Below are 23,904 nucleotides of genomic sequence, written 5' to 3'. Positions count from 1 at the left end.
GATGTAAAGTCTGGAATTGATCATATGGATATTATTGTAATTGCCGTTATTGTCTTTTTTTTAGCTGTTATATTTTCAATGCTTGGCCTAGGTGGTTCCTTGGTATATGTGCCCCTATTTTACTGGCTTGGTATTGATATGCTTATAGCAATACCTACAGCATTGCTTCTCAATGGTATAACTGCCAGTTCAGCAGCAATCACGTATTACAGGAAAAAAATGATAGACTTGCAAATGGCAGCTCCTTTTATATTAGCTTCTACTATAGGAGCACCAATTGGCGCTTATTTTACTAAGTTTATCACCATTGAAACATTATTGTGGATACTCAGTACTGTGTTGATTTTTGCCGGAGCACGCATGTTATTCTCTGGAAAAAAAAATGCAGATGCTCAATTATCAGCCACTTCTATCAATAAAAGAAAAAGCTTCGCCATTGGTATTTCATTTGGTTTTGCAATTGGTGTTACTGCAGGACTTCTTGGAGTAGGTGGAGGTATATTCATTGTCCCCATTTTAATAGCAATTGGTTATGAAACAAAACGTGCTTCTGCCACATCAGCTTTCATTGTATTGTTCTCCTCTTTCTCAGGGTTCTTTGGTCATCTGACCACAGGACATCTGGACATGAATCTCATGATATATACAGCTATAGCTGCATTTCTAGGAGGACAGGTCGGTTCTTATTTAATGCACAGCAAAATGAAATCAGAAACAATCAAACAGATGTTTGGTGTGGTTTTGTGGATAATGGCCATCAAAATCGTTTATGGATTGATATGATTTTGTGTGGGTAGCATAGGATTTTCGTGTATTATTCACCTATGGATGATACAAAATTCATAAACTATAGCACAAATGAAAAACTAAAAAGACCAACTATCCAATAATCAAAAAAGTGAATATTCCTAGGTGAAATAAAAAAAATAGCTGAGATGAATCACTTCATCTCAGCTTCGACGTACTTTGCAATTGCATCGGTCATTTCGCTCAGTTTTGCGTTACCGCCGATGTCATAGGTTACATACTTGCCTTCGGAGATGACCTTCTCGGTTGCTGCGAAGATTGCTTTTGACTGCTCTTTCTCACCAAGATAATCAAGCATCCATGCGCCTGCAAGGATTGTTGCAACAGGGTTGACCTTGTCCTGACCTGCATATTTTGGTGCTGAACCGTGTGCTGGTTCGAACATTGCATTTATGGACAGAGAACTCCTGCAGTTATACGGAAACGTTCTTTGACGGAATCCACATCACGAAAACTGACGATTTCATGATAGAAGACGCATCTGTCTTTCCAACCTAAGCAGAAGCGAAAGCCTTAGCTCCCTAATCACATTGATTATTTAGATACTAAAAAACCCCGGCCGAAACCGGGGCTTTCTTTTTGTTTCCACAATAAAATTAAATTGAATCGATAATCCCATTCAAAGTCGCACTAGGTCTCATGGCATGGGATTTCAACTCCTCATCTGGAGCATAGTATCCTTTGATATCCATAGCTTTGCCCTGAGCTTCTAACAACTCATTGGCAATCTTCTCTTCATTTTCCATCAGAGCTTTAGCTACAGGTTCAAAAATCGCTTTTAATTCACTATCTTTCTCCTGATCAGCCAGAGCCAGAGCCCAATACATTGCCAGATAAAAATGAGATCCCCTGGTATCAATCTCATTCACTTTTCGGGAAGGTGATTTTCTGTTTTCCAGGACCAGCTCTGTCGCTTCATCCAATGTTTCTGCTAAAACCAGAGCTTTAGGATTGTCAAAACTGTTGCCCAGATGCTCCAGAGAAACAGCTAAGGCCAGGAATTCTCCCAGGGAATCCCAACGCAGGTGACCTTCCGATTCAAATTGCTGTACGTGTTTGGGTGCCGAACCGCCGGCACCTGTCTCGAAAAGCCCACCACCATTCATTAGAGGAACGATTGATAGCATTTTCGCACTGGTTCCTACTTCCAAAATAGGAAAGAGGTCTGTCAGATAATCTCTCAAAACATTTCCAGTCACAGAGATTGTATCTTTGCCTTCTTTAATTCTCTCCAATGAAAACCTGGTCGCTTCAACGGGAGCTTTGATCAATAGTTCCAGGCCATCAGTATCATGATCTTTCAAGTATTTGTTCACTTTTTTAATGAGCTGTGAATCGTGAGCTCTTTTCTCATCGAGCCAGAAGACTGCAGGATTGCCTGTCGCTTTGGCTCTTCTCACGGCCAGTTTGATCCAGTCCTGAACGGGTGCGTCTTTCACCTGACACATGCGGAAGATATCTCCTTCCTCTACCGGCTGTTCAATGAGTACATTATTGTTGTCATCGATAACCTGGACTTTTCCTGTACCAGTCATCTCAAAGGTCTTGTCATGTGAGCCATATTCTTCAGCTTTTTGCGCCATAAGCCCCACATTGGAAACGCTTCCCATTTTTGATGGATCAAAGGCACCGTGTTTTTGACAGAACTCAATAGTTTCCTGATACACTCCCGAATAAGAGCGGTCTGGAATTATGGCTTTCATATCTTTCAGTTTCCCGTCTGGTCCCCACATGCCACCTGATGAGCGGATTGCTGCAGGCATGGAAGCGTCGATGATAACATCGCTGGGAACATGGAGATTGGTAATTCCCTTATCGGAGTTAACCATAGCCAATGCCGGTCTCTTAGCATACACAGCTTCTATATCTGCTTTGATTTCAGCCTGTTTGTCTTCAGGCAGATTCTGGATTTTTGTATAGAGATCTCCAAGCCCCTGGTTGGGATCTACACCAAATTCTGAAAGCAGATCACCATATTTATCAAATATCTCTTTAAAGAAGACCTTAACAACATGACCGAAAATAATAGGGTCAGAAACTTTCATCATTGTCGCTTTCAAATGAACGGAGAATAAGACATCTTGAGCCTTGGCATCTTCTATCTGTTCAGCCAGAAATGCCTGAAGCGCTTTTTTGCTCATAACAGCTGCATCAATGATTTCTCCAGTCTGAAGAGAGGCTTTGTCTTTTAATAGTGTTTTATTACCAGCATCATCTGTAAAGATAATTCTGAAATTGGTAGCCTCTTCAATTTCAACAGATTTCTCACTGCCATAAAAATCTCCGCCGGTCATGCTGGCTACATGGGATTTGGAATCGGACTTCCATTCTCCCATGTAATGGGGATGTTTTTTCGCATAATTTTTTACAGCTTTAGGAACTCTGCGGTCAGAATTCCCTTCTCTCAATACAGGGTTAACAGCACTGCCCTTGGCAATATCGAATTTCGCTTTGATCGCCTTTTCTTCATCATTAGAAGGATCTTCGGGATAATCGGGCAGATCATATCCCTGAGCCTGGAGTTCTGCGACTGTCGCTTTGATCTGGGGAACTGAAGCGCTGATATTGGGTAGTTTGATAATGTTGGCTTCCGGAGTTAAGACCATCTTTCCCAATTCGGAAAGGGCATCGGAAATCTTCTGGTCCTCTGTCAGTCTTTCGGGAAACTGGGCAATGATTCTTCCAGCCAGGGAGATATCCCTCGTTTCCATAGTGATTCCGGCGTTTTTCACATAAGCCTGTACAATAGGCAGGAACGAACTGGTTGCCAAAGCCGGAGCTTCATCGGTTTTCGTATAAATGATTGTCGATTTCTGTGCCATGTCAATCCTTTTCTCTGTAAATTAATATTGCTCAAAATCAATACGTTTTTTAACGAAATGTAATTTGACAGAAAACAAATAATTTTTTAAGAGTTCCTTTTTTCAGTATTAACTATATCCCCGAAGTATTGTGCGAGGGGACAAAATTTGGACTTCTTCAAAATTAAGCGTACACTTTTTTCACGTTATATATATCCCTGAAGTTTGCTACTTTGAGCATTGCCTCTACAAGATCCGGGGCAACTCCGTAGCCTTTAATAACTGCTGCTGCTTTACTCATATTCTCACTTTCCAATAAATTGTATAATCATGAAGGGCAAATTGCTTTATTAACGACTACATCATATATATGTCATACCCAGCAGGGAAACAAAAATAGAAATTTCCTGAACATTAGGCAAGAACATATTGAATGACATTGTCAAAGAAATGATAATATTTAGCAGTTTGACTGGAAAAATGCAAAAGCAAATATAAGAAAATAGAGTTGTACGCGATTCATTTCGAATTGATATATCCTGTGCTCTTTGCTAAATTTAATAACCTTAAAATAGTGACGGAAAAGATAAAGGTAAAACCAAGCAAAACAACTACAAGAACAATAGCCCTTTCTAAAGACACATCTGTATAGAACAGCATAACAGAAGCAATGGATATAATGATAATCTGCCCAAGCAACGAAAGCAAACTGAGCCAGACATACCTGTACTTTAAGAACATTCCTAGATTCATCAGGTAATATTGATATCGAAGCCATTTATAGATAATTACCCTATAATTTTGAAGTGCGATACAGTATCATTTTACATAATGGTAACATATATCTATATATGACACAAAATTTTCCTATCACCGACGAGCACATGCACATAGACCTGCGGGCTAAGGGACTAAAAGCGGTCAAAGAGTTCCAGAATAATGGTGGAACACACATTTTTCTTGTAATGAAACCAAGCTGGACCCTTGGTATTAAGGTTACAAAACCTGAAGACCAGATCGCTGTCTTTGATGAAACTGTTGATATTTCCCGCCAGATCAATGAAACGGGCGTTACCTCATTCCCTGTGCTTGGAGTTCATCCGGCTGAGATCACAAAGCTAATCGAATATATGGATCTCGCAAAAGCTGTTGAGACCATGAAAGGCGGACTGGAAATTGCAGCCGGCTATGTGGATAAAGGACTTGCTGTGGGACTCAAGAGTGGCCGACCGCATTACCCGGTGAGTCCGGAAGTGTGGGGTGCTTCAAACGAAGTCATGGAATATGCATTCACGCTTGCAGCTGATCATGACTGTGCTGTTCAGCTTCATACTGAAACTGTGGAAGAACCGGAACTGATTGACATAACGCAGCGTGCTAAAAAAACTGGCATCAAACTTCACAAGGTAGTAAAACACTACGCACCACCACTTGTTGATGTTTGTGAAAGACTTGGAATATTTCCCGGAGTGCTAGCAGGCAAAGGTGCCATTGAAGAAGCACTGCAGCAGGGTACCCGGTTCATGATGGAAACTGACTATATCGATGACCCCGAAAGACCAGGAGCAGTACTCGGACCTAAAACAATACCACGAAGAACATTGAAACTTGCAGAACAGTTCGGAGAAGAACCTTTCTGGAAGATCCATAAGGAGAATCCGGAACTGGTCTACGATGTTGATATTGAGCTTTAGAAACTATCAACAAGGATCATATAGATATCCATTACATTGGTGCCTGTGGGACCTGTTGCAATCAGGTCACCTGTTTCCTTAAAATAAACATAGGAATTGTTATCATAGAGCTCACGTCTTGCATCCATCTGTAGATTCTTACCCCGCTGAACAGTATCACCATCAGCAAACGCACCAGCCTGGTCTGTAGTACCATCATTGCCATCCGTACCAGCAGCAAGGAAAAGAAGTCCTTCAAGATCTGCGACCTCTATGCCAAATGAAAGAGCCATTTCCTGACATCTTCCACCTGCTCCTTTTCCCTTCATGGTAACTGTGGTTTCACCACCTGCAAGAATACATGCCGGAAGTGGCAAAGGGGTACCATGTAACCTTTCCTCTCTGGCAATAGCAGCGAATACTTTAGCTACCTCCTTTGCCTCACCAATGATCGATGAAGTAAGGATAATGGTATTATATCCAAGTTCAGATGCCTTCTTTTCTGCTTCCTGAAGGGCAAGGAAATTATTGCCGACCAGATAATGAGAGGCTCTTTCAAAAACAGGACCTCCTGACTTTGGAGTTTCCTCTATGACACCTTCAAGGCCATCCTCAAGTAAGCCACCCGCAGCAGGAGACAATTTGAGATCGTACCTTTCCACTATCTCATTGAACTCGTCAAAAGTGGACGTGTCAGGAACAGTGGGACCTGATGCAATAACATCCAGTGGATCCCCCACAACGTCAGAAAGAATCAGACTCACAGACTGCGAAGGATAAGCCATTTTGGCAAGTCCACCACCTTTTATGGAACAGAGATGCTTTCTGATTGTGTTAAGCTCATCAATTGTAGCACCTGCACGCATGAGACCATCAGTAAGTTTTACAATATCAGTGATTGACACTCCTTTGCGTGGAAGAGTAATAAGAGCAGAACCACCACCTGAAATAAGGAAAAATATAAGGTCCTTCTCACCAGTCTGCTCAAGAAAGTCATGAACTGTTTTACCGGCAGCAACACTATTAGCATCAGGCATCGGATGACTTGCTTCATAAACTTTCATCTTTGCAAGGGAACCGCCAAAACCGTGTTTGGTGACAGCAATACCACCTGTCAGGGAATCTCCAAGAATGTCTTCAATAGCCTTTGACATGGAGATTGCAGCTTTCCCGAAGGCTATGGCATATATGTTATCGTAAAGTGAAAGGTCATATGAACTGTCATTAATGATGACGGTCTCACTTTCTTTGTTCATAGCCCTGTAGACACAGGCAGATGGATCTACTGCAGAAATTGCGTCTGATAATATAGAGTAAGCATCGTTTCTCATTTTTTCAGCCATATGACATCATCCATGTTTAAAACACAATCATTAAATGACTAATTCAGGAACGACTGTATAATCCAATTAGTTCCCCATAGGCAACAACGTGACCGTCCATGGCATCCTCCACAAGAGTTCTACCAGAACCACTTTCAATATCCAGCTCCGAATCAAGTGCGTAGAATTTGAAGAAATACCTGTGGGTGCCTGAAGGAGGACATGGACCGATGTATGACACCATGTTTGCATCATTTACCCCTTCTATGCCAGGAATACTATCTTCAGCAATTATCGTTTGATATATATCCCAGACAACCCAGTGTGTAAAATTCCCAGAGGGTGCATCAGGGTCATCCATGATCAACAAAAGAGATCCAGCATCCTCTGAAAGACCAGCAATATCCAGTGGAGGATTGATATTTTCCCCGTCGCATGTATATTTTTCAGGAATAAAAGTTCCATTTTCAAAAGCAGAACTGGATATGATCAATTCGCCCACAGGGACGTGGTTCGAACCAATTTCCTGTGGCACTGAAGAATCGTTCTCTGATCTGTTAACATCATACAGGTCAGGGAGCTCATCCGGCTCTTCATCTGCAGACTCAACACAACCTGAAAATGCTAAAACTGAGAATAATAGTAATACAATTGCAGATGTTGTTATTAAATGACGATAACATATGATATTATCACGAAAATATTGATATGACTTGTTGACCCCTAACATATTTCCCACAAGTGATACACTAATTGCAGCCTATTTATTGTTTGTGGACTAAAAAAAGTGTTAGAAAAATAGTTAATTCGAGACGCACGAACCACGGCTCCAAGGGTTACATAAAGATTTATTCCTCAGGAATTATGATCCATGCAAGTATATAGAGAAAAAGACCTGAACCATACATGAATATAGCAACAGCCCAAAGGAGTCTTATTATCACTGGATCGATGCCAAGATGATTTCCAAGACCACCGCAGACACCTGCAATCATTCTATCTCTTCTGGAGCGTGTTAATCTATTGTTCATATTATCCTCATAATTGTTCTTACAGTCCACAAACCTTACAATTTGTTCCGCCACATTCAGGATTATCAAACTGCCATTTGAGACCCCATTTTTTAATACTTTGTATTATAGATAAAAATTCCTCACCACTTTCTGTAAGTGAGTATTCAGACTTGATAGGGAACACTGAATCATCGATCTTCTTAACAATAAAGCCCTGTTCTTCCAGTTCTCTCAACCTTATAGAGAGAGTTTTGGGAGTAACATCCTGCAATTTATTTTTCAGTTCATTAAAACGCTTTTGCTTTTTCTCACCCTTATAGAGCTCAAGCAGGATGCACAGGGACCACTTCTTGCCGATGATATCCACCGTCTTATAGATCGTACAGTCTTTCATGATATCTAATTGGAAACCATACAATATATAAGGCACTATCCATAATATATCAGGGTCCAGAGATTTATAATGGAATAAAGGAGTGACATAAATGGCAAAAGATTTACTTGAAAAGGGAGCGATCCTGCAGAGAGACAAGGAAACATATGCAATAGCACCACACCTTCCAGGAGGGATTGTTTCAGCAGAACACCTGAGGAAGATTGCAGACGTTGCGGAAAAATATGATGCTGCAACATTAAAAGTTACTTCATCCCAGAGGGTAGCCATTGTAGGTTTGAAAGAAGAAGACATTGATAATGCCTGGGACGACCTTGGGATTAAACCAGGTGCAGCTATCGGAATTTGCGTAAGGAGTATCAAAATCTGTCCAGGTACAACATTTTGTAAGCGTGGACAGCAAGATTCCGTAGGTCTCGGACTGAAACTGGACGAAATATACCATGGAATGCCACTTCCGTCCAAGTTTAAGATGGCTGTCTCGGGTTGTGCAAACTCATGCTCAGAACCTGCTATAAAAGACATAGGCATCATGGGTACACCAAAAGGATACACCGTCATGGTTGGAGGAAATGCAGCTCTTAAGCCAAGACTTGCTGACGTCATCGCAGACGAACTGAACGAAGATGAAGTTATGGGATTGGTGGACAAAATCATCAGTTTCACTAAAACCAATGGTTCCAAACACCGTCTTGGAAGAGTTATTGACGAAATGGGCCTTGACAAGTTCAAGGAAGAAATCGGATTGTAATCATAAGTATTTTTTAAAGGGGATTTATCCCCTGATTTTCTTTATTTTAAAATTATTTCTTTAAAAACGGAGTTGTTATTATCGAAGATGTTAAACCTGTCACAAAAGTTGCTGTTATCAGATGCGACATCGTTTCCGAGGCATGTCCGGGAGTCGGATGTTTTATGGCATTTAACAAACGGAACATGCACTTCAAGGAATATGATGATAAAGCTGAAATGGTAGCCTTCTTCACGTGTGGAGGATGTTCCGGGCGCAGAGTATACCGCCTGATAAAGTCTCTCAAGAAGCGTGGAGTTGATGTAATCCACCTCAGTTCATGCATGCAGATGGACAATTATCCCAGATGTCCTCATATAGAGGAGATAAAAAAGACTATCACCGATGCAGGAATAAAAATCGTTGAAGGAACACATCACTAATATCCAGGTGAGAAAGTAATGAAAACCAGAACAATAGTCAAAATAGATGAAGAGAAATGTAACGGATGCGGGCAATGTATCGCCCCCTGTGCTGAGGGAGCAATAGAGCTTGTCAATGGCAAGGCAAAGGTAGTCTCGGATGAACTCTGTGATGGGATGGGATTCTGTATAGGAGTATGCCCGGTAGGTGCAATATCTGTTGAGCAGAGACAAGCTCTTGAATTCAATCCTGAAAAAGCCGAAGCACAGCCAAAGAAGACAGATGTATCTATACAGTGCTTCAAATGTGGCTGCGGAGAAGAAGAATCCTACCTCCTTCCTGCAAGGCACAATATGGAAAGCATCTGGGTATGTACAAGATGTCTTCCTAAACTTATCCACGGATGAAAGAATGGTAGTTGAGATTGGGCTTAGCAAGGATGCGGACTATCTCTGCGACTATACTTTTAATTTTTACTGGCACAACAAAAGTCTTGAGCCCGACTCACTGATACCACATCAAAATGGCACTAAACTGACTTACAGAGACCTTGTCAACGAACTTAAGTCAGGTGGTGAAGTTCATATCAAAGGTAATGTGGCAAAGAACTTTGCCTACAGCCTGGGTGCGGACCTGAAACACTTCGGAGGAAGCGGGAAAGCTGAAAATACCGGCAGGATATTCATTCAGGGAGATGTCGGCCCTGAAGCTGGTATGGGTATGGTTGCCGGAGCCCTGTATATCAAAGGTAACATTGAATACCCAATTGGGAACATAGTGGAACTTGAATCCGACATTCAGGATTATCGAAAATTCCGCTCGATCACAGATATTCTCTGTAACGGTATTAAAGAAGACAGACTCATAGATAACGACTATAGTGAAAATGGAAGAATACTGACCCTTAAAGATGGAATTCCCAGAGGCACTGTTGCTGCAAGATGTTCGTGTGAGTCAAAGGTGATAATCGAAGGTGATGCCTACAACGGAACAGGTATGCTGACGACAAAAGCTACTGTGATCGTGAATGGTAATGCAGGCATGAACACAGGTTCACATCTTAACGGAGGAACTGTTGTGGTCCATGGAGACGTTGGAGAGTTTGCCGGTGCTTATATGAAAGATGGGAAACTCGTGTTCCAGAGTGCTAAAGGTTTCATTGGTGCTGCAATGGAAGGTGGCTCTATCTATTCAAAAAGTAAGGCAAATACAAGTCCTCCTGCTGCAAAGTCCAGAATGAAAGGAGAGGACAGCGCACTCATAAGAGAGCTAATGGATGCCGGAAGAGTTGAGTCAATGCTCTATAACAAGTACGAGCCAGAGAAGGAAAAAGAGAAATATGTGGAAGTCCACATGCGTGACGGATCAATAGTTATGCGTAAGATCAAATGACCTTATGCCTTATCCAGCATTACCCAGAAAACAGAACCCTTGCCACGTGGATTATCTTCTACACCAACAGTACCCTTGTGAATATCAACTATCCTTTTTACAATAGCAAGACCAAGACCTGTTCCTTTTATTCCTTTTTTGTCAGCTCTTTTGAATCTCTCAAAAATATATGGCTTGAATTCATCTGGAATTCCATCTCCTTCATCGATTACCATTATTTTCCAGCTATTGTTAATATCAACAATTTCTAATTTGACCGTACTGCCTGATGGACCATATTTGAGAGCATTGGATATCAGATTGGAAAAGACATCCTCCATTACATCGTTAATTCTGGAAGGATACGTACCTTTGGTATCAAAGTCAAGCGTAACATCTTTATTTGCAAATTCAGAGGAAAAACTGTCTGCAACCTGCAATAATAAGAAACCGATATCCTTTGTTTCAAATTCCATCTCTTCATATGATTCAAGTTTGGCAAGTTTGGCAGCAGAACCTATCATCAAGATCAAATGATCGGTGTGTTCGTTGATCAATTTGAGTGTTTCTTTTTTCTCAGTATCTGTCTCGTTAGTGTACAAAACATCGGTAAAACCTTTGATAATACTCGCCGGACTTAACAGATCATGCCTCATGATATCGGTGAAGAGATCCTTTAGTTTATTTGAAGTCTCAAGCTTCGATTTTTTTACCTTTTCCACCGTTAAACGTGAATGTACCTCTATAATAATGAATAACATCAAAATAAGAACCAAGCCATACCAGTGTTGCACCAGTACATCCATAAGAGAGACCACACCATAATCAACGTAAGGGCCCATCCTGAGCTCCCGCATCAGTTCATCTATAGAACTATAATCAGCTGGAACTGACCAGCCATTTGAAGCAAGAGCAATAGCAGGTGTACTATTAGGAGCAATCTTCAAAAGAGCAATGGAAACTTCTTTTGAAATATTGTCAGGTGTAGAGCTTGTCTTTGCAAATGCCCAGTCGGGATAAATATCTGTACTTACCAGGAAAGGATAATCATCATATTCCTTTTGATCCAGGACTTTGACATCTTCAACATTGATCTTGCCTTCAAGCACCATTTTTTCAAGAGTACCCGCCCTTACCGTACCGGCATCCACATCACCATTGACAATTGCAAAGACAACATTATCATGCGTATGGCCATATTTTAATTCGCCAAGGTCTTTTCTGTAATCAATTTCATTGCGCTGCAATTCTCCCATTGCAGCCAGAAATCCTCCAAAAGACCATTCACTTACTGCCATGAAGGATCTTCCTTTCAGATCCCGTACATAATTAATATCATCTCTGTTAGCATTGGCAATAATCAGGCTTCCCACATCTGAATATGAAGAGTTGTTCCATACAGGATGGAAAGTTGCTATCCTGCTGGCCCCATAACTGCGCTCCATTTCCACATAAAGCATGGGATTTGCATAGAAAAAATCAACATCATCATTGCTTACAGTAAGGATAAAATCATCATAATCCAAAGGTACAATTTCAAAACTTGAATTCGGAATGTTGAGTGAGAGATAATTCGCAGTTGGAGTCCATAACTCCATTGAATTTTCCTTGTCTCCATAAACAGAAAGCACACCAATCCTGTAAGAGTTGGGTTCACAATTTATCACAGGAACAAGAATTGTATTGATAATAAGTAAAAGCAATATCATCCTGACAAATGAACCTGATAATTCCTTATTAATTAAGACCCCCCCCGGGAAGATTCAAAAGCGTCTATGGCCGCGAACATATTTATGGATATTGGAATGTTCTTTTGGTTTCAATAAAATAATGTCAATTATTTTACCTCAATGAACTTCAAAAGATTTGTGCCACCTGGCTTTCCATGACCTGACACTTGTCCCTGGGTGAGAATTACCATATCTCCCGAATCCACAATACTTGCTTTATTCAGAGCATCCATGACTGTTTCCTCCCAATCATCAACTTTCTGACGGGTAAGCACCGGATATACCGCATATTGCATTGCAAGTTGCTCACATGTCAGAGGATAGCGACTAAACCCAAGTATCCAGATATCAGGCCTGAATCTTGAGATATGCCGGGGAGTCTTTCCAGAAACCGTGGGAGTAATAACATAACGTACAGGCAGACTGCGAAGTGCATCATTCACCTGTATTGATATCATATCCTCTACACTCGGATTCATCCTCTGGATGGCCTTTTTCATCATTTCAAGGCCTATTGTCGTATGATCTCTCCATTTTTCTGTGGATTTGGCAATCCTAGCCATCATCCTTACAGTTTCTACCGGATATTTTCCTACGGCAGTCTCTGCAGAAAGCATGATTGCATCTGTCCCATCTATTATCGCATTTGCCACATCTGTGGCTTCAGCCCTTGTAGGTCGGATATTGCCTGTCATTGATTCGAGCATCTGCGTCGCAGTTATTACAGGAGTGCTCATGAGGTTAGCCTTATGAATAATGTTCTTTTGCACGATAGGAACATCCTGTATTGGAATCTCAACGCCAAGGTCACCACGGGCTATCATTATGGCGTTGCTCTCTTTGATAATTGAGTCTATATTCTCTACAGCCCTTTCCCTTTCAATCTTTGAAACTATGAACACGTCTTTGCCCTTGCTTTTCGCATAGTTTCGAACCTCAAGGACATCCTCTTTTGATTCTATGAAAGAAAGACAGAATATACTCAAGCCTTCCTCAAATCCAAAATCAACTATCTCCAGATCTCTTCCGGTTATCGGGTTGATAAATAACCGGGAACCTGGTAAATTGATGCCTTTTTTAGAGAAAAGAGGACCACCAATAACAACATCACAATAGATATCCTCTCCTTCGATGCGTGTACAATCAAGCTGTATGAAGCCATCGTTCAAATAAATAGGACTGCCTGGGGTCACACTGTCTGTAATCTGTTTGTACTGAACAGGGATCAATGAATCCTTACCGAGAACTTCACGTGAAGTAAGAACAACCTGTTGTCCTTTTTCCAGCATCATTGGCTCATTCTGGATGACGCCTACCCTTATCTTTGGACCAGGAAGGTCTGCCATTATAGCCACTACTCTGTTGAGTTCTTTGGCAATGGCACGTATTCTTTTGATAATAGTACGATGGTTATCCATATCACCATGAGAAAAATTCAAGCGGGCTACATTCATTCCCTGAATGATAAGTTCCCGGAGTACTTCCTCTGAGGAAGAGGCAGGGCCAATCGTACACACGATCTTTGTTTTGTTCTCAGGCAAATCCATACTTGTTCCCACCTTTGAAGATTAGCAGCAATTTATTCTGTATTCCTTTATGGAACTGATTGAATTAAGGCTTATTCAGAAGTATTCAAGTCACTATATATATGATACATCGTTAAAAAATGTTAAGAATAAGATAATCCAATGTATAAATGGGGTTTATTATGACAAATTCGATGTATGAACTAACTGAGCAGCAAAAAAAAGAACTCACCGAGATATTCGGAAAAGGGGTTAATTTCAAGGAAACGGAAAGGCACTACTACACTCACGATGTAGGTGCATTGCCGTCACTTGTAAGAAAAATGCTTGGCAAGACAAAACCTGCTGCAATCGTGAAGGTCAAGGATGAAAAAAAGGCTATTGAACTTGTTAATTTTGCACGAAAATACAAGATCCCGATCGTACCAAGAGCAGGAGCTTCATCAGGATATGGTGGCATCATTCCCACGAAGGGAGGAATTATTGCCGACGTAACCCCAATGAGGGAAATTATCGATATTGACAAAGAGAATCTCAAGGTGACCGTGGGTGCCGGAGCTGTATGGTACGACCTTGAGTCAAAACTCAATGAGGAAGGACTTGCCGTGCAGGCTGTACCCTCCAGTGCACTTTCGGCAACCGTGGGAGGATGGCTTGCCCAGAACGGAGTCGGTTATGGAAGTTATGAGTACGGATGGTCACAGGATACTATGGAGTCTGCCAGGGTTGTGCTTCCAAACGGCAAGGTCGAAGAGTTTTCCGGAGAAGAACTTGATAAGATCACCGGAACAATGGGAACTACAGGTATCATCATAGAGGTCACACTGAAAATCAGGGACTACGAGAAGACAAACGCCATGTCAGCAGAGTTTCCCGATGCTAAAGGCATGAAGGAAGCTATCAGAAAAGTAGGGGAGAAAAATATCCCTGTCTGGGCCATCTCATTCATTAACCCACAGTGGGCCGATATGAAAAATCGTGCGCCTTACAAAACACACTACGGAGAGACAGTCGAAAAACACAGGCCAGAGCTTCCTGAATCCTATATATGTAACTTTGCGTATCCAGAATCAAGGAATGTCAGCGGGCTTAAAGAGATAATTGAACAGGCAGGAGGAAAGGTACTGCCTGAAAAGATTGCAGAGCATGAGACCCAGGAATGGTTCAGGTCAATGAAGGTTAAGAGACTTGGACCATCATTCATTCCTGCCGAAGTGGTTGTCCCGGTAGATAAGATTGACACAATGTTCAGGGAGATTTACGATAAGATTGGCCTTCCTGTGCTTGTTGAAGGAATGGTCACAAAGGGTGACGAAGCTGTCATGCTCTGTTTTATGCCGCACTCTGAAACGTCTTTCAAGTATAACCTTGCATTTCCGCTTGCTTTGAGCATAGTCAAAATTGCCGAAGAGAATGGTGGAAGAATATACTCCTCTGGACTGTATTTCTCAAAACAGGCAGAGAATGTTTTTGGCAAGAGACTCCCTTCCATTGAAGAATTCAAAAAACAGGTTGATCCTGATGACATAATGAATCCTGAGACCCTTACAGGCAAGTCGATGCTGAAGACAGGACTTTCCTTTGCAAAAGCCTTTGAGCCCATCACCCGTGCAGTGGGAAATATGTCAGGGGTAGGAAAACAGGAGTTCAGGGAAACAAAAGGAATTCCCGGGGATGTTGTTTCTCATGCATATACCTGTGCACAGTGCGGATACTGCGTGAATGAATGCGACCAGTACTATGGCAGAGGATGGGAATCCCAGTCACCAAGAGGAAAATGGTTCTTCCTCAAGGAATATTTTGCAGGCAGGATGGAACTTAACCAGGAGCAGGTTGATACTTTCCTTGCATGTACTACCTGTGAGATGTGTGATTACTATTGTCAGCTTGACCTTCCGATCGAGCGTTCATGGATGACACTAAGGGAGAATTTTGTCCAGAAGAGAGGCATGATGACTATCCCTCCCTTTGAGATCATGGCACAGAGCCTTGATAATCAGAGGAACATATGGGCCAGTTACAGGACTGACAGGGACAAATGGATGCCTGATGATATTCGTGAAAAGGTGAAAGATAAAGCAGAAATTGCCTATTTCGCAGGATGCACTGCATCCTTTGTGGAAAAGGATGTTGCAGTGGGAACCGTAAGATTGCTTGACGATGCAGGAATCGACTTCACATATCTTGGAGATAAGGAAGCCTGCTGTGGTATACCGATGCTTGTGGCAGGAAAATGGGATGTCTTTGAGAGAATCCTCAAAATGAATATCGCCAACATGCAGAAGAAGGAGGTTAAGACCGTTGTCACTTCATGTCCTGCATGTCTGCTCATGTGGAGGACAATCTACCCTCAGTGGGCTGAGAAACTTGGTATGGACTTTGACATCGAAGCAAAGCACTACTCTGAAGTTCTCATGGACAAGATGGATATCCTGAAGCCTAAATTCAAGGTACCTCTGAACAAGACCATTGCATGGCACGATTCATGCCATATTGGCAGGGCCGGTGCCGGAGTCTACGATGCCCCACGCGAACTGCTCAAGGCAATTCCTGGTGTTAAGTTCAGGGAAATGGAGCACAACCGTGAAAAAGCTCTCTGCTGTGGTTCTGTGGTGACGCTTATTGATGAGCCGGATGTTGCCGGTAAAATCGGTAATGTACGCTTGCAGGAGGCTGCAGACCAGGATGCAGACATTATGGCTGCACTATGCCCGTGCTGCCTTGTCCAGTTCAGGATAGCTGCGAAGGAGAACAATGTGAACATGGAAATTCAGGACCTTGGTGCGCTTGCCGCCCGCAGTCTCGGTTATGATATCCCGGATTCTACAAATGATGCACTTGTTGCCTGGGCAACTTTCGACAAGATGATAGAACTCATGGTACCTGAAAACATGACGGAAATGATGGTTGAACTGCTACCTGATATGATAGATGCTATGCCTTCATACATGCAGGCCATGATGAAGACAGTAAAGTATGTGCCAGGTATGGACGCTCTCATGACACCAATGATGCCAAGGATGATGCCGCTGCTAATGCCATCCCTTATGCCCAAGGTGATGCCAAAGATGCTGAAGGCTGTTGAGAAAAGAGTGCCAATGCCGGATCATATGAAGGAGCAGATGCCTGACCTCATGCCTGCGGCCATGGGGAATCTGATGCCCAACATGCTTCCGCAGATTGCACCGCTTCTGACCCCGAAGATGATCCAGTACATCAAGGATAACTGAAGGAATAGGAAAGGAGAAATAAGAAGCATTTCCGGCTTCTTATTCTCTGTGCTTTTTTGCGTTATAGAAAATACCCGATGTCCTTGTTTTCCGATTTGTTCAAATTTCAAATTGGACGTGGAATGAACATAAACAACATCTTAATCTCTCAGTTGAAATGCGACACTTACGTTGTTGCCAACTTCAATATCCTTTTTTTTTCTCACTTTTGAGGAAATAGCTCAACTTTCCCCTCAATTTCAAAGATAGCCATAATAACAAATTATCGTTGAGATATTTAAGTTGAACAGAACTTCATTCTGTGGAAAACGTGCATAAACTGACCTAGAACAAATATCAAAATTAAATAACAGATATACCGCAATCGATTTTTATTTGTTTTTTTTTACTTTTCATATTGTTTTATGTTCTATTGTTTCATTTCGCTTTTCCAGTAAACGTAAAGTCTAAGTAGTTATGCATTATAATGCATAACATGGTACGTCCGAGAAAAAGGAGAATGGTAAACTTCGAGCATGATATCAGACACTTTAAGCCATCAGATTCCCGCATTGAAAGTATGGACGAGATTAACATAACTATTGATGAACTGGAATCATTACGATTAAGTTATCTTGAAAAAATGAAACAGGATGATGCGGCTCAGAAGATGGAAGTACATCAGTCAACTTTTCAAAGAACGCTACGCAGAACACTGGAGAAAATATCAGACGCTCTGGTTAATGGAAAATCAATACGAGTAGAAGGAGGAAATTATACAATGCCAGGAAAGGATGGAACAGGACCAAGAGGGCAAGGATCGGTCGGTGGACAAGGAAGAGGTCAAAGAGGACAGGGACAACAGCGCGGACAAAGAGGAAATCGCAACGGCAATGTACCAGTATCTGTCACACCAGCAGGACAATGCAAATGTCCTGGCTGTGGTTATGAACAAGCCCATCAGCCAGGAACCCCCTGTGCCCAGAACAATTGCCCTGAATGTGGAAAAGCCATGATCAGGAAATGATCTAAATGAAAACAAGGATCGTCTACGGACCAATTCTTTCAAGGCGACTTGGAAGGTCACTTGGAATAGATATTATCAGAAAAGGTGAGTTCAAGAAGAACTGTAATTTCGACTGTGCCTACTGTCAGCTTGGACATGTGGATCATAAAATATCAGACCCTTTGGAAGTTACAGGTCTTGTGAGAACTGAAGAAGTGATCGATGCCATAACTAATTATCACAAAAAAGTAGATGACCTTGATTACATTACATTTTCAGGGACATGCGAACCTACATTGAACCTAAAAATAGGTGATATGATCGAGGAGATAAGGAAGATCAGTGATGTTCCCATTTGCGTTATCACGAACTCATCACTTGTGACCAGAGAAGATGTCAGAAACAATCTGTCAAAAGCAGATATTGTGGTTGCTACACTGGTATCAGGAAATGAAGATACTTTCCAGTCCATCAACAGACCTGCAAAGGGAATTGAAGTTAAGGATATCATCGAAGGGCTCAAAGAATTACAGAAAATGAAAGGTGCAAAACTCGCCATCGAAGTTATGCTCCTTAACTCAAATAATGGTTACCTTACAAATTCAAGCGATCAAGAGGTCAATAAGCTTATCGAAGTTCTCAAATCCATCGATCCGGATGAGATCGAACTACTGACCACAAGCCGACCTCCTGCTGAAGATTTTATCATTCCTGTAACGGAAAAAAGACTCAAGGAAATCGCACAGAAGTTTGATGAAGAACTGGGCAGGGAAAGGATCAAGCTCGTACTTAAAGGCCTGAAAAGAAAAAGATCCAGCATCAAACATGAAAACCTTACAAATGAAGTCTATGACCTCATACTCCGAAGACCATGTACATTTGATCAAACAATCCAATCTCTTGATATTGATAAAAATGACCTCCTGCCGATAATTAAAAATCTGCTCAATGAGAAGAAGATAATAGAAATTGGCTCTGGAAAAGACTGTTATTATAGAGCAACATGAGTGTATTTTCTGGAAAAGTATGACACTGCTTTAAAGTAGTGTTATATCTATTTTCATCTCAACATATTCCCCCTAAAATGTGATAACAATATTTTTAAATGTCTATTGCCTTGAAGCAAGACATGAATTTACAAAACTTCTTTAAACTGACAAGAGAAAAAACATACAGTTTTGCTATTTTACTAGTTGGTTTAAGTCTACCAAAAGTCGCTAATTTCTTTCTTACGATTTTTGTCGCAGGAACTTTTGGAACAGAAAAATATGTCGAATATTTAACGTTTAGAACTACCAATGTCCCATTTATCCTAACTACGATTGTAGTTTATTGTGTATGGATTTATTTGCTGGTTGCCATTATTGTAAATATTTGTGAAAAAAGTACTTGTGAGAATTCCACTAAATGAATAGAGATTGTACAACTTTCATAAAAATGTTATTTTTGAATTTACTGAATGTGTGATAACATAATAGTCAGTTTTTGCCTTTCAAAATTTCCGATTAGTCAGCATAATAGGAAAAAATCTTCCTTCACTTTGCAGGCTTGCAGTTAAACCAAGATTACTTAAAAAGAAAATGGCTTTTTTCAAAATACCATTGGAAGTTTTCCTTTATTTGACAGAAAAAGAAATGTTCATAAACATTTAAACTATAATCTAAAGTTATGGGAATAAGTGAAATTATTATTTCTTCATTGCTTTTGCCGATATCAGGTTTTCTAATTTACTGGTTTGGAATCATTAATTGTATGGATACACCCAATAGAACAGGTCAAAAATATCCATACGTCACTGGTATTTGCTTTTTAGCATTGTATGCATTTATTCCTCTGATTATTCATCTGCTAATAATTAACATAATGTCGTATTTTTCATTATCTATCTATCATTTAATGTCTACTTACAAAATCATCATATATTCATCTGCATACATATTTTCGTATTTATTAATAGGAGTTGCACCTATAGTCGGGTTATTTCTATACGACCCCGATAACGACCGTATCTTTGATGCGTCCTTTGTTGTCTTTTGTCTGTATATGGTCGCTTGTTACATTATAATGTCTATTATTTATACAGAAGCAATGCAAACAATATCAAGCGAAACATTGTCAATATCATTTATGATGGTGCTGCTTTTTTCATTTATTTCATTATCTTTAGTAGATATATCAAGGAACATGACTACAGATGTGGACAAAGTTATAATCACCACTAATAGCGACAAAACATTTAGCGGCCTTCTTCTTTCCCATAATGATGAATATATCCAAATTTCATCCGATGACCATAAAAAGATACGCATCAACAATGATTGTGTTTGTTATATAGAATATATGCCTAAAAACGAGGCTCTAACAAATAGAATTTGCTTGCTCATAGACAAAATTGAGGATACTATTGAGCAGATGAAGACATAATTCTATTTTCAAAACATCATTTCCTTCATTATGGGAAACAGGAAGTCAAAAAACTCCACATACATCAATCGCACATTTTGCAACTCCTAATTATCCATCCAATAACAGAGTTCGAGATAAAGAAAAATATCAGAACCATACAGAAAAAAATAGAGGATAAAAGGCTCATTTGCCTTTTATTTACACATTACTTTTTAGGAATAGGCTTGTCAGGTGTGACACCGTAGTATTCTGTTCTTGCCTTGCCCCATGGAAAACCTTTTTCACCAAAGCCAGAATTACAAATAAAATCAACATCTATTGAATCTTTGTAACTATTCAGCCTAGCTCACTTCCACCAAGCTGATTTCTTCATCCACGATTAATTCTGCAACTTTGGAACAAATGAATTGCCATAAAATATTGCACTAATTGCATCGATAACAGATTCAGAATTCTTATTAACAGTAGACACGTATCCTCTTATACGGCAGAAATTTTTTGCACCCTGTTTACTGCGGAAAGTACCTGATATCTTCTGCTGTACTTTCGTCATTCTGATATCTCTTTCAGCCTGATTGTTATCAAACGGAACGTTTTGGTCGTACATAAATCGCAAGATATCCTCTTTATGGCCAATAAACCTATCCAGCAAATTCTTTACCGTGGTCTGCTTCTTACGTCCTCGTTTTTTAGACCGCACATTTGATTCCGGATCAGGAGGATTTTCATTCACTCCTAAACAAGTTATGTGATCATAATCCTCACTGAACCTTTGAATTAGCTCAGTATCTAAAAGATCATTATCAACATGATGTTTAATGCATATCAAGAGATCACTCATTATCTTTGGCCACTGTTGATCCCTGTTTTCGGAAGCTCCAGTTAACTCTCGTAATAAATGTGCATTACATAATGAATGTTGACATTCATATTTGTTGTACGGTTTCCAAAAATCATGTGTTGCAACACCAGTGTAACCTGGTAATATGCCCATAGCATCCATTGCTTCTGAGCCCCTTTTGCGATGTGCAAAATAATAGGTCAGTTTGTCTGTACCTGCCACATGAAGCCAATTACGAACTGCATTTATTCTCATTCCTGTTTCATCCAGATTGATGACAGGAGATTCTTTCAGGAGATGTTTCACTGTATTTTCAAAAGCTCCAAGCTTCTCAAAACAACTACGTTCCGTGTTCACCAAAGTAGCAGGACTTATCTTGCATCCCAAAATATCAGAGAACAACTTGGTAACACGCTGATAAGGAAGTAATTGGTAAGTGTGCAAATAAACTGCAAATGACTTAACTCGATGACCGTATTGAGTCGGCTGAGTTACACCATCTGGAAAAAGAGCTTTGTTTACATGAGAACATTTGGGACATGTTTTAATCTCGCAACGATGTTCAATGCAATTGATAGTTATAGGAGGAATGTCAAAGACCTGTCTTCTTTCATAGTCAGAGGGAACAGAAGCTAACGATCTCCCACAATTGACGCATTGATTAACAGGATGAACAATAACTTCATCCGGATCATCATTTATTCTTAATGTAGTACCAGGATGACCGTTTTGACCACCTACATGCTTATTGGTCTTTTTTCTTTGACTTTTAACGGTTGGTTTATTCCGTGCATAAGAATCAGTAGAAGGTGGTTTGCTACTGTTGCGACTATTCTTTTCAAGCATTTCTTCCAAATGCCTGACACGCTCTTCAAGTTGTGCAATTTGGAGAGATTGATGTTCAATTATCCCAAGTAATCGAGTTACAAGTTCTACTACTGCTTCTGGACCAGCTTCATAAACTGCAAGTATTTCTTCGCGGTCTATACAAATCCCCTCAGATTGATAGACGTTTTTTATGATATTTTACTGAATATTTTTTAACACATAGAATGAAGCCATAGTATATTGTTTTTTGCATCATTAAAACAGTTAGGCTGAATAGTTACGAATCTTTTACGTAACTTCTCATATATTGACCCTCTGTGGTCAATAGCCAGAAAAACAATAGTGTTTGTTTCCCTGAGATCAAATACAATTCTGTATTTTCCAATTCTGTATCTGTAATATTTGAAGCATTCCAACTGTTTAGTATCAGCAGAAAAAGGATCATTCAAAAGGATAGTGTCAATAGACTCAAGTATAGTTTTTACATCTTTAGGGTGCTTTTTACTAATAGCTTTTAAATCTTTATCAAATGCATTAGTAAAAATACTATTAAATTTCATTCTAATCCGTACTTAGTTTTAATCTCTTTCAGAGTCAAAACATTGCCTTCCAGAAGATCATTTTCAGCTTCTTCTATGCGCTTTATAGTACGTGAACTCAAAGGAGTGGAATCTACATCAACAATAGAATGACTACACTTTTTAGTTGTTTTATGCGGATGTGTGTTTGGAGTCATTAATGAGAAATACTCAATTTATCCATAAAGATTTGTTGGTGATGTAGAAGAGAAAAATCAAAAACATCATTTACGGTTAGGAATGATTTTAAATGATTTGTATTCGGATGTGACCTGCTTTTTATGAGCAAGTCACTCCACATATACGCTATTAGAGTTTGTTCTTCATTGATTTCTTTTTAAGTTTCAAGGTCATTTATTTGTGTTCTTTTGAAAAATGTAGAACGCATAACCATATTCATCTGGGCGTTCTCTGAAGAGTTTTATCTCTCTTCTATTAAACTCAAGTATCATTTCTGCCTCAGTGTTTCCTTTATAGTCATCACTGATGTCATCAACTCTTTTTTCCAGATTGTCATAAAACTCGTACCAGACAGAAGCTGGCAGTTCAAAGTGATCAATGACATCATATCCTACTGCCGTGATAACTTTTTCAGTGTCAGTTATGTTCATTATTCCAGGATATATTTCCTGCCAGAATTCAACAACTTCCGGAGAAGGTTCGTCTGTGAACCATGTGTTCTCTGTCACTGCCATATAGCCACCATCTTTCAGGAACTGTTTCCAGTAGCTAATTCCTTTTTCAAAGCCAAGGATAAAGATAGAACCTTCTGCCCAGATGACATCGAATTCTCCTGCTTCAAAGGGCAGGTCATCCATGGAAGCACAAACCGTGGTAATCTTGTCATCAATTCCTTCTTTAGCTGCATTTTCCATCAGCTTATCCAGAAAAGGCTGGTAAATGTCAGTTGCAGTGATGTGACAGTCGTTGCAAATCTTCGCAAGATGTATTGTCTGCATACCCACACCGCAACCAATGTCAAGGATCTTACTGCCTGCAGGAAGGGAAGAAAGCAAATTAAAGGCCTTTTCAGTACATTCATTGCTGCCAGGACCCTGTCTGGGTAAGCCGTCAAATATTTCAAAAATCGGTGATTCTGCCATGAAATTATTGAAGAGATGATTGCCTAAATATTTTATGGTATCACGATATTAATTGCATTTTTTAAAATGACTTTTATCGCAAAATTATGTTGGAACTAAATTAAGTTTCTAATATGGTAAATCACGTAACTTTTAAATAAGTA

At 40.2% G+C, this 23,904-nt stretch carries 21 protein-coding genes and 1 pseudogene; 9 read left to right on the top strand and 13 right to left on the bottom strand.

All coding sequences use genetic code 11. The annotated features are described in order from the left end of the window. Positions 1-24: 24 nt before the first annotated feature. Positions 25-783 carry a sulfite exporter TauE/SafE family protein gene (locus tag V7O67_RS12255; RefSeq protein WP_342304572.1) on the top strand — a complete coding sequence of 253 codons (759 nt, stop codon included), beginning with the start codon at positions 25-27 and terminating at the stop codon, positions 781-783. 157 nt (positions 784-940) lie between these two features. On the opposite strand, the pseudogene V7O67_RS12250 reads toward V7O67_RS12255, so the two are convergent. After that, positions 941-1,195, bottom strand: a pseudogene (locus V7O67_RS12250) (isocitrate/isopropylmalate family dehydrogenase); the annotation flags it as partial. Positions 1,196-1,403: 208 nt separating this feature from the next. Continuing rightward, positions 1,404-3,629 (bottom strand): NADP-dependent isocitrate dehydrogenase, encoded by a 2,226-nt coding sequence (locus V7O67_RS12245; RefSeq protein WP_406658034.1) that lies wholly within the window; start codon positions 3,627-3,629, stop codon positions 1,404-1,406. Between the two features lie 830 nt (positions 3,630-4,459). Here V7O67_RS12245 and V7O67_RS12240 point away from each other — a divergent pair. After that, positions 4,460-5,302 carry a TatD family hydrolase gene (locus V7O67_RS12240; protein WP_342304574.1) on the top strand — a complete coding sequence of 281 codons (843 nt, stop codon included), beginning with the start codon at positions 4,460-4,462 and terminating at the stop codon, positions 5,300-5,302. Here the strand turns inward: V7O67_RS12240 and V7O67_RS12235 are convergent. The 4 genes from V7O67_RS12235 to V7O67_RS12220 form a co-directional block, all read right to left on the bottom strand. Next, positions 5,299-6,624: a glycerate kinase gene (locus tag V7O67_RS12235; protein WP_342304575.1), complete on the bottom strand. Its 1,326-nt coding sequence runs from the start codon at positions 6,622-6,624 to the stop codon at positions 5,299-5,301. The genes V7O67_RS12240 and V7O67_RS12235 overlap by 4 nt on opposite strands. Positions 6,625-6,667: 43 nt before the next feature. Then, positions 6,668-7,333, bottom strand: coding sequence for a YbhB/YbcL family Raf kinase inhibitor-like protein (locus tag V7O67_RS12230; protein WP_342304576.1), 666 nt, complete (start codon positions 7,331-7,333; stop codon positions 6,668-6,670). A gap of 118 nt (positions 7,334-7,451) precedes the next feature. After that, on the bottom strand, positions 7,452-7,634 hold the full coding sequence (locus V7O67_RS12225) for a PspC domain-containing protein (RefSeq protein ID WP_342304577.1): 183 nt from the start codon (positions 7,632-7,634) through the stop codon (positions 7,452-7,454). Positions 7,635-7,653: 19 nt separating this feature from the next. After that, positions 7,654-8,010 carry a winged helix-turn-helix transcriptional regulator gene (locus V7O67_RS12220; protein ID WP_406670110.1) on the bottom strand — a complete coding sequence of 119 codons (357 nt, stop codon included), beginning with the start codon at positions 8,008-8,010 and terminating at the stop codon, positions 7,654-7,656. A gap of 91 nt (positions 8,011-8,101) precedes the next feature. On the opposite strand from V7O67_RS12220, the gene V7O67_RS12215 reads away from it, so the two are divergent. The 4 genes from V7O67_RS12215 (at position 8,102) to V7O67_RS12200 (ending at position 10,555) form a co-directional block, all read left to right on the top strand. Beyond that, entirely contained in the window at positions 8,102-8,761 is a 660-nt protein-coding gene (locus V7O67_RS12215) for an NAD(P)/FAD-dependent oxidoreductase (protein ID WP_406658045.1), read from the top strand. A gap of 77 nt (positions 8,762-8,838) precedes the next feature. Continuing rightward, positions 8,839-9,183 carry a CGGC domain-containing protein gene (locus tag V7O67_RS12210; RefSeq protein ID WP_406671477.1) on the top strand — a complete coding sequence of 115 codons (345 nt, stop codon included), beginning with the start codon at positions 8,839-8,841 and terminating at the stop codon, positions 9,181-9,183. Between the two features lie 18 nt (positions 9,184-9,201). Continuing rightward, positions 9,202-9,570, top strand: coding sequence for an ATP-binding protein (locus V7O67_RS12205; RefSeq protein WP_406670109.1), 369 nt, complete (start codon positions 9,202-9,204; stop codon positions 9,568-9,570). 4 nt (positions 9,571-9,574) lie between these two features. Next, a complete protein-coding gene (locus V7O67_RS12200; RefSeq protein WP_342304581.1) occupies positions 9,575-10,555 on the top strand; it encodes a formylmethanofuran dehydrogenase in 981 nt (326 codons plus the stop codon). Positions 10,556-10,557: 2 nt separating this feature from the next. Here the strand turns inward: V7O67_RS12200 and V7O67_RS12195 are convergent, their stop codons facing one another. Further along, a complete protein-coding gene (locus tag V7O67_RS12195; RefSeq protein WP_342304582.1) occupies positions 10,558-12,243 on the bottom strand; it encodes a sensor histidine kinase in 1,686 nt (561 codons plus the stop codon). A 128-nt stretch (positions 12,244-12,371) separates the two neighbouring features. Beyond that, positions 12,372-13,811 carry a pyruvate kinase gene (gene pyk, locus V7O67_RS12190; protein ID WP_406670108.1) on the bottom strand — a complete coding sequence of 480 codons (1,440 nt, stop codon included), beginning with the start codon at positions 13,809-13,811 and terminating at the stop codon, positions 12,372-12,374. Between the two features lie 161 nt (positions 13,812-13,972). Between pyk and V7O67_RS12185 the strand changes: the two genes are divergently transcribed. From V7O67_RS12185 to V7O67_RS12175, 3 genes are all read left to right on the top strand, one after another. Beyond that, positions 13,973-17,020 carry an FAD-binding and (Fe-S)-binding domain-containing protein gene (locus V7O67_RS12185; protein ID WP_406670107.1) on the top strand — a complete coding sequence of 1,016 codons (3,048 nt, stop codon included), beginning with the start codon at positions 13,973-13,975 and terminating at the stop codon, positions 17,018-17,020. 475 nt (positions 17,021-17,495) lie between these two features. Further along, positions 17,496-18,026 (top strand): DUF134 domain-containing protein, encoded by a 531-nt coding sequence (locus V7O67_RS12180; RefSeq protein ID WP_342304585.1) that lies wholly within the window; start codon positions 17,496-17,498, stop codon positions 18,024-18,026. A gap of 5 nt (positions 18,027-18,031) precedes the next feature. After that, entirely contained in the window at positions 18,032-19,012 is a 981-nt protein-coding gene (locus V7O67_RS12175) for a radical SAM protein (RefSeq protein ID WP_342304586.1), read from the top strand. Positions 19,013-20,080: 1,068 nt separating this feature from the next. Here V7O67_RS12175 and V7O67_RS12170 read toward each other — a convergent pair. The 5 genes from V7O67_RS12170 to V7O67_RS12150 all read right to left on the bottom strand — a co-directional run bounded on the left by V7O67_RS12170 (position 20,081) and on the right by V7O67_RS12150 (position 23,761). Continuing rightward, entirely contained in the window at positions 20,081-20,209 is a 129-nt protein-coding gene (locus V7O67_RS12170) for a hypothetical protein (protein ID WP_342304587.1), read from the bottom strand. 581 nt (positions 20,210-20,790) lie between these two features. Then, on the bottom strand, positions 20,791-22,239 hold the full coding sequence (tnpC, locus tag V7O67_RS12165; protein WP_406671409.1) for an IS66 family transposase: 1,449 nt from the start codon (positions 22,237-22,239) through the stop codon (positions 20,791-20,793). A gap of 53 nt (positions 22,240-22,292) precedes the next feature. After that, the gene (locus V7O67_RS12160; RefSeq protein WP_342304588.1) at positions 22,293-22,640 is read right to left on the bottom strand and encodes a type II toxin-antitoxin system RelE/ParE family toxin; all 348 of its coding nucleotides are present in this window, start codon (positions 22,638-22,640) and stop codon (positions 22,293-22,295) included. Further along, positions 22,637-22,816, bottom strand: a complete 180-nt coding sequence (locus V7O67_RS12155) for a hypothetical protein (protein ID WP_342304589.1) — start codon at positions 22,814-22,816, stop codon at positions 22,637-22,639. Before V7O67_RS12155 ends, V7O67_RS12160 begins: the two co-directional genes overlap by 4 nt. A 192-nt stretch (positions 22,817-23,008) precedes the next feature. Further along, positions 23,009-23,761 (bottom strand): class I SAM-dependent methyltransferase, encoded by a 753-nt coding sequence (locus V7O67_RS12150; RefSeq protein ID WP_406670106.1) that lies wholly within the window; start codon positions 23,759-23,761, stop codon positions 23,009-23,011. Positions 23,762-23,904: the final 143 nt, after the last annotated feature.

The sequence above is a fragment of the Methanolobus sp. ZRKC4 genome (assembly GCF_045291305.1).
Lineage (GTDB): Archaea > Halobacteriota > Methanosarcinia > Methanosarcinales > Methanosarcinaceae > Methanolobus.
This window is presented reverse-complemented; position numbering and strand designations above follow the sequence as displayed.